Annotated in this window: 11 protein-coding genes; 8 read left to right on the forward strand and 3 right to left on the reverse strand. The window is 54.1% G+C overall.

From position 1 onward, the window contains the following. Nucleotides 1-2: 2 nt before the first annotated feature. From A6R74_RS16300 to A6R74_RS16330, 7 genes are all read left to right on the forward strand, one after another. Entirely contained in the window at nucleotides 3-701 is a 699-nt protein-coding gene (locus A6R74_RS16300) for an ABC transporter ATP-binding protein (protein WP_064235525.1), read from the forward strand. After that, a complete protein-coding gene (locus A6R74_RS16305; RefSeq protein WP_064235526.1) occupies nucleotides 685-1,908 on the forward strand; it encodes an ABC transporter permease in 1,224 nt (407 codons plus the stop codon). The genes A6R74_RS16300 and A6R74_RS16305 overlap by 17 nt, the downstream gene beginning before the upstream one ends. Then, nucleotides 1,898-3,445, forward strand: a complete 1,548-nt coding sequence (locus tag A6R74_RS16310) for a formylglycine-generating enzyme family protein (protein WP_240488251.1) — start codon at nucleotides 1,898-1,900, stop codon at nucleotides 3,443-3,445. The genes A6R74_RS16305 and A6R74_RS16310 overlap by 11 nt, the downstream gene beginning before the upstream one ends. A 30-nt stretch (nucleotides 3,446-3,475) precedes the next feature. Next, on the forward strand, nucleotides 3,476-4,219 hold the full coding sequence (locus tag A6R74_RS16315) for a hypothetical protein (protein WP_064235528.1): 744 nt from the start codon (nucleotides 3,476-3,478) through the stop codon (nucleotides 4,217-4,219). Nucleotides 4,220-4,228: 9 nt separating this feature from the next. Beyond that, nucleotides 4,229-4,726: a hypothetical protein gene (locus tag A6R74_RS16320; protein ID WP_064235529.1), complete on the forward strand. Its 498-nt coding sequence runs from the start codon at nucleotides 4,229-4,231 to the stop codon at nucleotides 4,724-4,726. A gap of 36 nt (nucleotides 4,727-4,762) precedes the next feature. Further along, nucleotides 4,763-6,052 carry a VWA domain-containing protein gene (locus A6R74_RS16325; RefSeq protein ID WP_064235530.1) on the forward strand — a complete coding sequence of 430 codons (1,290 nt, stop codon included), beginning with the start codon at nucleotides 4,763-4,765 and terminating at the stop codon, nucleotides 6,050-6,052. 286 nt (nucleotides 6,053-6,338) lie between these two features. Next, complete coding sequence (locus tag A6R74_RS16330) at nucleotides 6,339-6,959, forward strand: LysE family translocator (protein WP_064235531.1); 621 nt, start codon at nucleotides 6,339-6,341, stop codon at nucleotides 6,957-6,959. A gap of 63 nt (nucleotides 6,960-7,022) precedes the next feature. Here the strand turns inward: A6R74_RS16330 and A6R74_RS16335 are convergent, their stop codons facing one another. Genes A6R74_RS16335 through A6R74_RS16345 form a run of 3 tightly spaced genes read right to left on the reverse strand, consistent with a single transcriptional unit; the run spans nucleotide 7,023 to nucleotide 10,555 of the window. Then, a complete protein-coding gene (locus tag A6R74_RS16335; protein ID WP_064235532.1) occupies nucleotides 7,023-8,429 on the reverse strand; it encodes a Na+/H+ antiporter NhaC family protein in 1,407 nt (468 codons plus the stop codon). A 32-nt stretch (nucleotides 8,430-8,461) separates the two neighbouring features. Further along, nucleotides 8,462-9,751, reverse strand: coding sequence for an NAD(P)/FAD-dependent oxidoreductase (locus A6R74_RS16340; RefSeq protein WP_064235533.1), 1,290 nt, complete (start codon nucleotides 9,749-9,751; stop codon nucleotides 8,462-8,464). Nucleotides 9,752-9,757: 6 nt separating this feature from the next. Next, the gene (locus A6R74_RS16345) at nucleotides 9,758-10,555 is read right to left on the reverse strand and encodes an IclR family transcriptional regulator (protein ID WP_240488252.1); all 798 of its coding nucleotides are present in this window, start codon (nucleotides 10,553-10,555) and stop codon (nucleotides 9,758-9,760) included. Between the two features lie 160 nt (nucleotides 10,556-10,715). Between A6R74_RS16345 and A6R74_RS16350 the strand changes: the two genes are divergently transcribed. Next, a complete protein-coding gene (locus tag A6R74_RS16350) occupies nucleotides 10,716-14,153 on the forward strand; it encodes a DEAD/DEAH box helicase (RefSeq protein ID WP_064235535.1) in 3,438 nt (1,145 codons plus the stop codon). Nucleotides 14,154-14,168: the final 15 nt, after the last annotated feature.

The raw sequence follows: 14,168 nt of genomic DNA on the forward strand, positions 1-14,168 counted from the left end.
CCATGCTAAATTTAACTGAATTACGCGTGGCGCGTGGGAAAGGTAGTGAACGGCATGAAGTTCATCTCCCTGAGCTAGCACTTGCAGCAGGCCAAGTGGCGGCTATTGTCGGCCCAAGCGGCTGTGGAAAAAGTACGCTACTGGAAGTCCTTGGGCTTTTGCTGACACCAACTACATTAAGTAGCTTCACGCTTGGTCCACAACAAACAAACGTGGCGGCGTTGCTGCATGCTAGCGACGAATATTCTCTCGCTGAAATCCGTTCCAGAGATATTGGCTTCCTATTGCAAAGTGGTGGCCTCTTACCGTTCTTGAGCGTACGCGACAATATTGCCCTTCCCCGGCTATTGATGGGGCTCCCGCAGCAGAGTGAACGTGTTGATCATGCCTGTGCAACGCTCGGCTTAGAGCCACTGCTTGATAAGCGCCCGGGGGCACTCTCCATTGGCGAACGTCAACGTACTGCTTTTGTACGTGCGATGGCACATGAGCCACGCCTACTCCTCGCCGACGAGCCAACAGCTGCACTTGATCCAACCTCTGGCGAGCGATTATTTGGCCTTATTGTTTCACTTGTAAAAGAACTCGATATGGCTGCGCTGGTGGTATCCCATGACTATACGCTGGTGGCTCAGTTCAAGCTGCCACGCTTAACCGCCTCCTTGACGCCGGGAGGTTGTCGCTTTGCCTTCGCACACTAAACGCTTGGTCTTAATTGCTCGCTTAGCCCTTAAGGATCTTTGGCATGACCGCCAAGTTTCGCTATGCATTGCAGCCGCGTTGGTAGCCGTTATTGCCCCACTGCTGCTCCTTTTTGGCCTAAAGCACGGTGTCATTAGCCAACTACAGAGCGAGCTACTTGACGATCCACGTAACCTCGAAGTGCGCATGCTCACTAGTGGCAGCTATGACGATAGTTGGCTAAACGATCTTCGTGAACGCCAGGAGGTAGGTTTCGTCATTGGGCAAACGCGCTCACTTAACACTCAGGCCGATCTACTCAATGACTCTCAGCGCTTCGTGGAGGGCGCAGAGCTGATCCCTTCCGCACCGGGTGACCCGCTATTAGCCAGCCTGGGCCGTCACCCCGAAGGCACTGAAGTAATACTTAGCGAACCTGCCGCTAGACGCCTTGAAGTGGCAGAAGGCGATCTATTAACGCTCGCTGTCAGCCGTCGGCTCGATGGCCAGCTAGAGCGAGGCCGCCTGGAAGTAGCGGTAGTGGGGGTGCTGGCAGCTGATCGCTTTCCGCGCCCAGCAGCGTTTGTAGACCTCTCTTTGCTAATCGAGCTTGAGCATTTCCGCGATGGTCATTCGAGCCCAACGCTTGGGGTAGAAAGTGGCTTAACGCGTGGTGATTATCCCTTGCGTTACGCTCGCGCGCGTATCTATGCCAAGGATGGGGACGCAGTCCAAGGGTTGGTGAGCTGGCTTGAAGAGCAGCGCATTGACACCTCCAGTCGCCTGGCTGAAATCGAGAATGTTCGCACTATCAATAAAGTCCTAGAGCTTGTTTTTGGTGTCATCGCCGCGACCGCCCTGGTGGGTTGCATGGCTTCAATGAGCGGCGCCTTCTTAGCCAACATTGACCGCAAACGCCGTGAGTATGCAGTGCTGCGCTTGCTCGGCTTCCAACGTTCAGCCATCGCAGCCTTCTTAACCGTTCAAGTTGGTGTATTAACGCTACTTGCCTTTGTTGTGGGACTCGGCCTATTTGCGCTAGGTTCCGCCGTCTTTAATCGCGCCTTGGCCACTAGTTATATGGCTGCGGGGGTCGTTAGCCACATAACCCTCACCCATGCATTGATCGCTCTGATGCTGACGCTTGGTATCGGTTTACTGGTGGTCGTCGTGGGCGTTGCCCGGGCCTATGGGATTCAGCCATCGGAGAGTCTACGTGAAGCTTGAACGCCGTCTTATTGCTCTTATTGCAGGCCTGGGTGTCTCGTTTACAGCTCACTCACAACCCGAGTGGGATGAACGACTCTATAACCCTGCTCCCCTTGATGACGATGTCGTACTGCCCATGCCATGCGGTGGCGCGATGACGTTTCGCCAGGTTCATGTACCAGTCACCAAGCCACTAGATGACTTCCCTGTGCAGGTAGGCCAAGACGGTACGGGGTGGGGATATGTAGAACAGAGTCGCCCGGCTTTTATTTCTGGCAGCTTTGCTGATGAGCAAGCGGCGTCCTCACGCCATTACCTTTTAGCCAAGTACGAGTTAACTGAACTTCAGTACGACGCGCTCATGGAAGATACTTGCCCCGAGCCTTCTAATCGAAAACGCTTTCCCAAAATAGAGCTGAGCTGGTTTGATGCCATGCAGTTTAGTGACACTTATAACCTTTGGTTGCGCGAGAATACTCCTGAATCGCTACCCCAAGAGGACGGTGCGCTTGGTTTCATGCGATTACCTACTGAGACTGAGTGGGAATATGCCGCGCGGGGCGGCCTTGAAGTCAGCACTGCAGAATATCGTGATTCACGCTACCCCATGCCAGAAGGGATTAACGCTTATGAGTGGTATTCCGGCGCCCAGTCGTCCAACGGTCGACTTCAACTGGCGGGGCTTTTAGCACCTAATCCGCTGGGTTTTCACGACATGCTTGGTAACGCCAGCGAGATAATGTTTGAACCTTTTCGCCTTAATAAACTTGACCGCCAGCACGGCCAGGCAGGTGGTTTTATTGTTCGAGGTGGCAACTACTTAAGCCCACTTGAAGATATCCGCACGGCACTGCGTGGAGAAGAGCCTTATTACAGCAACGAAGGACATACGCGTGGTCGTGCCAACAGTATGCGTCTAGCGCTGGTGGCACCGACGTTAACTTCCCGTGAGCGTATTTCTGCAATAGAAGAGCAGTGGAAAGCCCTAGGGTTAGGTGACGTTGAGGAAGATGGCTCCCCTGGTGCCGCAGTGCAGCTGGCGGCGCTAGCCTCTGAGATAGAAGATAATGTTTTACAAGAAGAGCTTCAGTCGCTGGAGCGCCAATTACGCGCCAGCAACCAACGCCAGGAAGAAGCACGCAATCAAGCGATTCGCGCAAGCCTCAACCTGGGCGCCTTCTTATGCACCAAGTTAGAGGACGATGGCGTCTTTTTTGACTTTCTCGCCGAGAACTATCGCGTCAATTGTGAAGGTGATAGCCCCGATGCCAGCTGCGGCATGCGCGAAGCTCGCTTATCGGAGCAAGAGCAGCGCCTTCAAGGCCTTAGCCGCTATTACGCGAGCAGCTTGGTTGAATCAGCAACTCTCTACGGCTCAGAGCCTATTGAGGAGCAAGTACAAGTATTCAGCGAAATCCTTACTCGCAACTCCCAGTTAAGCGGATTAGAGCCCTACCTTCAGACTTACTGGCAGCATCAGCGCCAGTTTATAGATGACCAGCGCATTAACGCCGAGGCTTGGCTAGAAAGCTGCAAAGCCATGGCAGAACAATAACGACCACTAACTAGCACTAGGGAATATCTCATGAAGATACATATACCTTTTTTTAAACAACTTCTGCTTAGTACCGCTATTGCCAGCACTTTATTTCTTGCTGGCTGTGCCAGTACAGGGAGCAGTGTACTTAGTGGAAACAACAGTGGCCGCCAAGCCGCAGATCCTCGTTTAACTCAAGGCGATGATGCCGAGTTTTTCAGTAAATCTGGCCTTCAATCGTGTGCAGCAGGGGCGGCTGTCGGTGTCATGGGCTGCATGCTCAGCGGCACGAGTAATCATGCCCAATGCGCCATTATTGCTGGTATTAGCGCCTGTGGTGTAGCGATGGGGGCCAACTACTATCTAGATCAGCGTCGCAGCGAATACGCATCTAGTGCAGAACGCCTCGCAGTAATGAGCCAAGATATACAAGAAGATACCCAAAAGGTAATCGCGCGAACTGAAACTGCTCGTCTTGTCATGGCCGAAGACCGCCAACGTATTGAACGTATTGAACAAGAAATTGCTGAACAGCGTGTCAATCAAGTATCCGTGCAGCGAGAGTTAGCCGGTATCGACAGTAATATTGGCATACTGCGCCGCGATCTTAGCAATATGCAGAAATCTGTTAGTGAATATCAGAGTGTTGCCCAGCTAGAGCGCCAAGAAGCCAGCCCTGCTGAAGTACAGAAGGTAGAGCAAGAAATTGAAGTCATGAACCAACAAGTACTCGCTCTTCAACAAGAAGTAGATGACCTCTACAGCATGCGTTCAGCAATTACTCTTGGCTAAGGAGCCCCTATGAAACTTCGACTTATCGTCGCTGCCAGCAGCCTAGCGATACTCAGCGGTTGTGCAACAACGCCTGAAGCCTGTGACCCAAGCCAGGAGGCCAGCTTACTGGCTAAGCTCTCTTGTGATGCTGGTGGAGGCTACCGGGCTCGCATTGATGCAGGCGAGGAGCAGGTTTACCAAGACCAAGAAGAGAACGCGCTATTTCGAGATATTCAGCGTCAGATTATGGAACAGCAGCGCGCCACCCGAAATGAATTGCGGGTTACTAACCAACAACAATACGAACTTGAGCGCACGATGGAACAGCTGGTTGCTCGATTACAGAATCGCACACAGGAACAGCTAGGGTTACAGCACCAGTTGAGCGAGGTAGAGCAGCAGGTGCAGGCAGGCTCTTCTTCACAAGAAGCTGACACGGAAACCTTCGCAGAGCGGGAAGAGCGGCTCAATGCTCTACAAGAACAAGTGAATCGGCTTCAGCAAAGTTTAGGCTATACTCCGTGACGCCAATGCCACTGTCTTATTTCATGGAGGAACGCTATGCAGCGCGTTCTGCGTGAGGAGAACCTAGCGCTAGCTGAGCCTCTGCAGCCTGAGCGGTTGCAGAAGCTCGTCTATCGCTATTGCCCCCCCAGTATTGGCAACTTGTTCGCCCTACCGCGAGTAGGCAGTTTGAATACTTTGGAATGGTGGACGGAGTTATCTGGTCAGCCTCGCCACTTGAACGAGCTATCAGCAGATGAGCAGGAAGTGCTGAAGCAGCGCCTCAACCAGCGCTTATTAGCGTTAGGCAACCTGATCACTGAACTTGAAAAGCGGGGCGACCCCGCTGCTTCAGAGTTGCGAGTATTACCCACTCATCCAGATACCAACAACCTCTACTCGATTAATGGTGAGCCGCTTTTAATCCGCTGGGTGCCCGTGTTTTCAACGTCGGCGCCCTCCAGTGTGATATCTCCAAACGCGACACCTAGACCTCCGCCGACTGCCATGAGGCCACCTTCTTCAGCACCTGCCTCTCCCCGTCGTCGCTGGGTCATTCCGCTGCTATTGCCGCTATTAGCAGGACTGGCACTGCTGGGTTTATGGCTGACTTTCGCACACTGGGAGCGCTTTTCTACTCCTTGGCAACGCAGCGAAGGCAAAACACTACCTTTTGCCTGCCGGAATGACGATGCGCCGCCACCTGAATTCGTCACTATCTTTGATACTTCTGGCTCGATGAATCTTAACATTCAGACGTCTCCGGAAGATGAGCAGTGGTTATTCAACATGCCAGATTTTTTACGTGAGTTAAGAGCCAACGATCCACGTATGCAACGGCTTATAGCAGGCCCTTCGCGTCTTACTGTCGCCCAACATGCATTTAGTGATCTTGTTCAAGCCATCGATCCTAGCATCGACATTGGGTTAGTGACCTATCAAGGGTGTGATACAACAGTTGTTCAGGGCATTTTCTCTGCAGATCAGCGCCCTCAGCTCATAGAGGGAGTGCACCGGCTTGTCGCCGACGATGGCACACCACTAGCAGCAAGCCTAATAAGGGCTGCTGATATGGTTGATGGCATAAATCGCGATGCCGTCATCCTAGCCTTTGTCGACGGTGCAGATGGCTGCGATCAAAACCAGTGTGCAATTGCTCAAGATATAGCTAATCGACAGCCCAGGCTTCGGGTTAACGTCGTAGACATTTCTAATAGCGGACTTTCCAACTGCATTGCCGAACACACCGGTGGACGTGTCTTCGGATCTCAAGATGCCGAACTGATTAGCAAAATGCTTATAGATGCTGGAAGAGATGCTCTTAGTGAAGATTACTGTGATGGCTAGCTCTTTAGCCTGCTGCTCAATAATAGCTTTATAGTAATTCCGGCAGTTGGTCTTAATGCACAAGTGCAGCAACTGAACATTCTGACCAGAAGCTCTGTTTACCCACCTAGGCTCTAGAAACACGCTATTGGCGTGAGAGTGGAGCGTTATCACAGCAAATTACGCAAAAAAACCGCCGGGAAAATCGAGAAAATGGCCATTTAGAATCATTGCCACGCGGCACTTCAGGGCTTACAACTACATAGCGAGCTTTAATTAATAATTCAACAACAAGGCGGGTAACGCTATGTCAATTGAGCTGTGGCTGTCGTTTGTGCTGGCTTCGTTTTTAGTTATCGCATCCCCCGGCCCCGCCGTTGCCCTGCTGGTAATCACCGGCATCAATCAAGGCCGCAGAGCGGCTCTGGCGATGCTGCCCGGCTTCTTCTTAGGTGACTTGGTGGCTATGTCGCTTTCGTTTGCAGGCGTGGGCGCCCTTCTGATGGCGTCGGCGGAGCTATTCGCCATCGTCAAATGGCTCGGGGTTCTTTATCTACTTTATCTTGGCATCAAGATGTGGCGTGAATCCGGCCAATTGAATGACCTGGAAGCCTCTGGAGCGAGCGTCAAGCAAGGCACCGCAAAGGCATTTTGGGTGACACTCCTGAACCCCAAAAGCATTTTATTCTTTATGGCCTTCATGCCGCAGTTTATCAACCAGTCCCAGCCCTTGGCGCCCCAACTGGCAATTCTGTTTACCACCTTTCTTGTGATGGGTGTCATCTCCGATCTCGGCTATACATTGCTATCAACAACCAGCCGACAACTGATGACCGCCAAGTTTCGCCGCCTGCTACATCGTTGTGGTGCTGGCAGCTTGATTGGCGCTGGGGTATTGATGACCGTGATGCGCCGCCCAGCAGGGTAGTATCAGCTTGGTATTTAGGCCCTGCGATAACGCGGCATCCACCACATCGCAGGGCGAACAGTGTTACAGCGTGAGGCCAAGCAACAGATACATAGCCAGGGAAAGCAAGGCGACGGCTAGCGCAAAGGGGATTTGCGTTTTGATATGATCGATATGGTCAGAGGCGGCCCCCGTAGAAGCAAGCACAGAGGTATCCGACAGGGGCGAGCAGTGATCTCCAAAGACACCGCCTCCCGCCACAGCAGCCACTGTGGCATACACCAGCGGTGTAATCATATCGCCGCTAAAGTTGAAAGCGAGCGGCACAGCCAGCGGCATCATGATAGCGAAGGTGCCCCAAGAGGTACCGGTTGAAAAGGCGATAACGGCGGCAATCAGGAACGTCATGGCCGGAAGCAAAGCCGGTGTTAGCCAGCCTGCGGTGGCTTCAACGATATAGTTAGCCGTACCCATGTCTTTGGAAAGTTGATTTAACGAATAGGCTAACGCCAGAATGATAATGGCGGGCATTACTCCCTTCATCCCCGCCATCGAGGTTTTCATAATGTCGCTAAAGGGAATGCCCTGAAGGCGCATAACGATACCGAGAAACACGGAAGCCGCCAGAAATGCCTCCATGGTCTTGGCCGAGTCCATGACGATAAAGGTGCCTACGGCAACGCCGATCACTACCAGTACCGGAGCGAAAAAATTCCAAAATAGGCTGGTACGTGCTCCTTCATAAGGCGGAATTTCCGTCAGCTCCTCCCCCACCAGCGGTTCTGCCCCATCACGCAGTACTTTGCCCTCTTCCTGAGCCCGACGCTCGGCTTCGCGCATCGGCCCAAAAAGCGGAATAACGCCTACGATCACCAGCCCGACGACCAACACTGATAGCCACGCATAGAGATTGAAAGGTATGGCATGCAGAAATACCCCCATTGCCTGCGCAGCATTTTCGATGGGCCCCATGCCGATCAACAAACCCGAGATAAACACTGCCCAGCCCGTGATGGGCACCATGACACTCACCGGAGCCGAGGTGGAGTCGGCAATGTACGCCAGCTTTTCCCGCGAGACCCGGTACCGATCCGTCAGGCCACGCATCGTACTACCGACAAACAGAGGGCTGAAGTAGTCGCTGAAAAAAACGAACATACCCATCACCCAGGCAACCAACTGAACCCGCACCCGCGATAAAGCACGACGTTCCACCCAGGCGGTAAAGTTCTGAATCGCCCCTGTACGTTGGAAAAAAGCGATTACCGTGCCAATGAATAACTCCAAAAGCAGTATCCAGGAGAAGCTAGTGGTGCCCAGGGTTTCCTTTAACAGCGTAGGAAACCCCATCAGCCCATTGCCCAAGGTAATCACCCCAACGAAACAGGCAACAGCCAGCGAGAAAACCGTATTGCGGGTGACAAATGCCAGCACGATGGCCAATGCCGCCGGCATGATGGACAGCAGCCCAATATGATCTTGAGGATCCATTGTCATCTCTCTTTTTATAGTGGTAGGTGGGGTCAGGTTTCGTTTTTTGCCTTACGGCGCTCCATTTCACTGGTCAGGTAGAAACCCAACCGACGCACGGGGTCGGGCGGCATCCAGCTCGCCTGGCCGAATAGCGAGGCAATATCCTCAACCGGCTGGCCGAGCGCATGGCGCGCCAAGGCATCGCCCAGGTAGGTACCTTTGACGATACCGCCGCCATTGCACCCCGCCGAAACATACAGCCCGGGCTGGATTTCACCCCAAAGCGGAGCTCCGTTATAGGTCAGCCCGGTGGTACCTCCCCAGACCTTTTCAAAGTGCACGGGGGTGAGTTCGGGATAGCGGGCCTCTAGGCTTGCTTTCAGTCCGGCCTCGATACGGGCGTTATCGGCTTCGCGTTCATAGCTGTAACGCGAGCGGATCATCAAACGGCCGTCAGCGGTGGTACGCAACGTACAGCCTAGGCGGTGTGCGGGTAGCAACCCCCAGGTCGTCGCGGCGATGCGTTGGCGCTCTGGTTCCGGCAAAGGCTCGGTAATGGCGGCATAGGTATAAATAGCGGTGAGCCGCGAAGGATCTGCACCCAAGGATCTAGAAAAAGCGTTATTGGCCAAAATCACCTGCCCAGCCGCCACGCTGCCTTCGGGTGTAGTAACGCGCCATTTCTTGCCATCAGGTACTATTTGAGTCGCTGGCGAGCGCTCATGCAGCTCGATACCGGCTTCCAATGAATCCGCTAAACCCACAATCAATGCGGCGGGCTGGACGAGATAGCAGTCCGGCGAATAAATCCCCTGGGTGTAGTAGTGCGTACCGATTCGCTCAGCGAGTTGGCTACCGTTCAAAGTTTGGTAGGAAAGCCCAGCAGCCTTCAGAAACGCTTCATACTGGTTCAAGGCACGCTGGCCTATAGCGCTACGGGCAGCGCGATAGGTGCCACTACGCTCGAGCTGGCAGTCAATACCCAAACGTTCGACACGCGCGCGCAGTAACGCCATGGTTTGTCGGCTTAACGCGTTCAGCTTCTCCATGCGCTCAAGCTCTTCGGGGCGAGCATCGTTGGCTAAGGCAATTTCCAGCATAAAGCCGGAGTTACGTCCTGGACTCCCCTCGCCTACCCGGTCAGCTTCGAGGATTTTGATGCGATCTTCAGGGCGCGCCTGCTGCCAGGCAGAGGCTGCCGCAAAACCGGTATAACCGGCTCCGATGATGACGACATCTGCCTCAGAGTGACCGCGTAGAGCGGGGCGCGGCTGGCGCTCGGCTAGCCAAGCGTTCCAGCCGCAAGGGCGCTGATGGGATGGGTGCGTAGTGTGTGGCATAGCGCGTTAATCCAGATACAGCAGGCCATGGGCCTGATTGACCATGGCGGCAACCTCTTCCTGCATGCCTTGGAGCACTTCCCGCTTGTGATCTTCCGTCATACGCGATTTGAGCATCGAACAGCTCATGGCGCCCAAGGGGTGGCCGCTATGGTCAAGAATAGGAATGGCCAGGCCGCTATATTCCGGGAGCAGAGAGCCCTCTACGCCCCGGGCGTAACCATGTTTAAGTTGGTGGGCAATTTCGGCGTCGATGTCAGCGATGGCAATCGCGTATTCGTCTATCAGCCGTTCCGCGTTATGGCTGAGTATTTCATTTCTCTCATCCGCGCCGAGATACGCGAGCAAGGCAATCGATGCTTGGCCGACGCCTAGCGGCAAACGGCCACCCGTCGCCCTAACGAAACTGCCCACGGGATAAGCGCCGTTCTGTACTTCCAAGCAGACAGCATTGACGCCATCACGAGCGAACAAATAAAAACTGTCTCCCCAGCGCTGCGCCAGCGCCAGCAACCTGGGCCGTGCCAAATCGCGCAACCCCGCGCCATTGCCCGCCTGAGCACCAAGCACTAGCAACTCATAACCCAGTAGGTAACGCCCGCGAATGGGAGAAGGTCGCAAGAATCCTTGCTGCTTGAGACCTTTTAACAACCGATAGAGCGTAGGACGACTGAAACTCAACGCATTCAAGTAATCGTCTATACTCGCACCGCGGTGACCGCCACGTGCAGTAACCTGCAATATTTGCATGGCATGAACGAGCGTCGTAGGGCCTGATGTGGTGCTGTTTTCATTTGCCGACATTATGTTTATCGTTATTTGTTTATATGAGCTAAAACATAGCAAGACAAATTCACGAGTTCATCTCACTAAATGAGACATAGCCGTTTTCAGACGATAAAACGGGCGTGAGCAGTGAGTACTTAGGGGGTTTCCCCAATAACAGGACAAGGAGTGTGTATCGATGGGGACACCTAGCAATATCGTGGCTTTTTGGCGTCTGGTTGAATGGCTGACACCCACCTCATTCCCCAAGACCAGCCCTAAACGCGATGAGCGCGAGCCGATTTACGATATTCGCACTGACTCCAAGGATGACCTCCCCTGGCAACCCGATCACCCTCATACGATCTATCGATGTGCCCAAGCGTCCCCTGGGATAACCGAGGACAATCACCGGGAAAAGTGGGCCTATGGTATTTACGCAGGGCTGATAAACATCAACACCGCACGCGAAGAGATCGAATCCTGGCTTGGGGAAAAACTTAATCATGTCGTACGCGATGAACGCCAACCGCTGGGGACATCCGCCGTCGGCTTTCAGGTCGATAGCGCAGGCTGCGTCATCGCCGAAACGTTGGTGCTATCGAGCTTCGCCTGGGCCTTTGGTGCCCTACGCAAGCAGGCCGCACAAGGGCGAACCACTCTTCATGCCAACGCATTAAAAAGCGAAGATTTTGCTGATGCCAATGGCGTGGTGTACGACCGCTTTGCCAGCGAGCTGTCAGGTGCCGAACTAACCAGCGAGAACCTATACCGCTTTTTGGCGTGGTTATTTGGCTACCTCGGGCTTGCGACGCAAACCCTGACGCCTACGATATGTCGGGTACAGTGTGTCCGCCGCCCGGTGACAAACACGACACCAGCGACCCAAACGGATAACGGGGCACATACACAGACGGAGCCACCTAGCCCCCGCCTAACCGCCGCGCTAGAAATGCTCAACAGCCTTTTTCTGGATGATCTTGCGTTAGTACAGCACAACGCCGAAAGCGGTGATATTGGCGAAGCATTAGCACACTATCTGGGTAAGCGCCCCCCACGCCATATTGATCTTCGCAAAGAGCACCAAGAAGCCTGGGCACTACTTGCCCCAGTGGCATACCCACCAGGGCGGTGGCCTACGAAAAATCGCTATCCGTTAGTCTTCAGCCAGCAGCTTGCGGTAAACCAAGCGCTGCACAGCCTCGGGGGAGGCGGAAGTGGCCTGATGGCAGTGAATGGCCCACCCGGTACCGGGAAGACGACGCTGCTAAAAGATATTGTGGCAGGCATCATCATTGAACGTGCCCAGATCTTGGCACGCTTTTCGTCTCCATCTGACGCCTTTGGAAAATCACGCCCTGCTTGGCAAAGCGGTGAGTGGCGGCAGTTTTTTGCCCCACTAGACGCCTCACTGCTTAACTTTGGCATCGTGGTGGCATCCAGCAATAACGGCGCGGTGGAAAACGTGACCTTAGAGTTTCCGAAAGCTGCAGATGTTGACCCTGAATGGGGCGACCGAAAGCATAGCCCCTTCACTGAAATCGGCTCCCGTTTGCTCGGCGATACTGGCGAAGCCTGGTCGCTATTGGCAGCGTGCCTGGGGAAGAGCAAGAACAAAACAGCGTTTGCTGATGCGTTCTGGGGCTGGGAACAAAAGAAGTCCGAAGACGACCCCGTGCATATTCCCGACTTACTCAAAGGGCCTCGACCAGCAAACGTGCCCGGTTGGCGTCAGGCGGTGGCGTCCTTCCAAAAGGCGCTCGATGAAGAGCAGGCGTGTCGCTACGAACGGCAACATGTCTACCAAGCAGTAACGACCATCAGGCAGATTGAGCAGGACATCGCGGCCTTACAACACCGAGAACAGACGCTGGCCGCGGAGTTGGCTCAAGCAGAACAGCAGCGAGCAAACGCCCTTGAACGGCAAGATGAGCACAAAGCGACGCTTGAACAAGCGTTCTTGGGGGTTAAGAGCGAGAGAGAAGCAGTATTAAAATCGGCAGAACGTGACCTGGAGAGTCAACAAAATTACTGCTCTGCCGCGGAGCACTCACTGCAAGGAGTACAGCAGCAGCTTGAACATTGCCGCGAAGATGGCCCGAGTACAGTTAAGCGATGGTGGAGTAAGTGGTTGCGCACCTTATCCAGCGTGAAAGCATGGCAAAACACTCTACGCATGCTATCCGATCAAGAAGTTGCCGCGCGCCAGCAGGTGTCAGAGAGTCTCAAGCGCAAGGCGCTTGCGCTCAACGCCTGCAACCATGCTGAACAACAGTTGAACCACTCAGCATTGTCCGAGGCAGTCGCCACTGAGCGCCAGCAGTATCAACGCAGTGAAGCTACGACCAAGGAAGCGGCCAAGCACTGCGAGCAAGTCCGCACCCAGCTTACTCAGCAGCAGGCAGCACGTGCGACGGCAGAAAAGAAAGCACTAGCGGCATATCAGACGATCGACACCTATTGCGAAAAGGTCGGTCACCGTTATTGCGTAACCCCAGACCTGCTTACCGAGTGTCCAAAAACCAAAGAACTTGCTTCGCCGTGGGCAGATCCCGAATGGGAGTCTGCCCGTGTTCGGGTGTTTCTAGCCGCGCTGGATCTTCATGATGCCTTTGTGCTCGACGCAGGAAAGCCGCTGCAGAACAACCTGCGCGGCATGATGCAATTATTACGCGGCAAAGCTCCCAACGAACTTCCAGAAGGGGTAGCGGAAAGCCTTTGGTCAAGCCTATTCCTCTTGGTGCCGGTCGTCTCAACCACGTTTGCCTCTTTTGGTCGTCAATTTGCTGAATTGGGCCGCGAGAGCCTCGGCTGGCTTATGGTTGATGAGGCAGGTCAAGCCGCGCCACAGCAATCAGCAGGTGCTCTTTGGCGAGCCAAATCGGCGTTGGTGGTTGGCGATCCCTTGCAATTAACCCCTGTCGTGACGGTGCCGGATCGCCTGCAGGGCTCGCTAGCGGAAAGCCTAGGCGTCAGCATGGAGTGGTTGCCCGGCAGCACCTCAACCCAAGCATTAGCCGATCAAGCCAGCCTATATGGAAGTACCATCGGGACTACATGGGTCGGTGCTCCATTACTGGTTCATCGTCGCTGCGATAGCCCCATGTTCGAGATTTGCAACGAAGTGGCCTATGACAATGCCATGGTGCACGGCAAACCCTGCTCCAATAGTTCGCTTTTTGAAAGCGCCTGGGTCGATGTGCCAGCGGAACAAGCCGACGGCCACTGGGTGCCCAACGAAGGGCGAGCCGCCAAAGCATTAATCGAACGGCTTATTGAGCAAGACGTAACAGCCGACGATATTTTCCTCATCTCACCTTTTCGTGCCGTGGTTAAAAAACTGCATCAAGTGGCAGCGAACTACCCTGGCATTAAGGCCGGTACGATTCACACAGTTCAGGGCAAGGAAGCCAAGGTCGTCATTTTAGTGCTGGGCGGTAACCCGCAGAAGGCTGGCGCAAAAGATTGGGCATCGGCCACCCCCAACCTCTTGAATGTCGCGGTCAGTCGCGCCAAATTGCGCTTATTTGTTATCGGTGCACGAGAGGACTGGGCCAGATATCCCTATTTTGGAAACTGTGCCGAATGGTTGCCAACACTATCGGCAGATAGCTTCCAAAAAATGGTGATTAGCTGAAAGCACGTCTATCCA

The sequence above is a fragment of the Halomonas sp. ALS9 genome (genome assembly GCF_001651035.1).
In the GTDB taxonomy this organism is placed as follows: domain Bacteria; phylum Pseudomonadota; class Gammaproteobacteria; order Pseudomonadales; family Halomonadaceae; genus Vreelandella.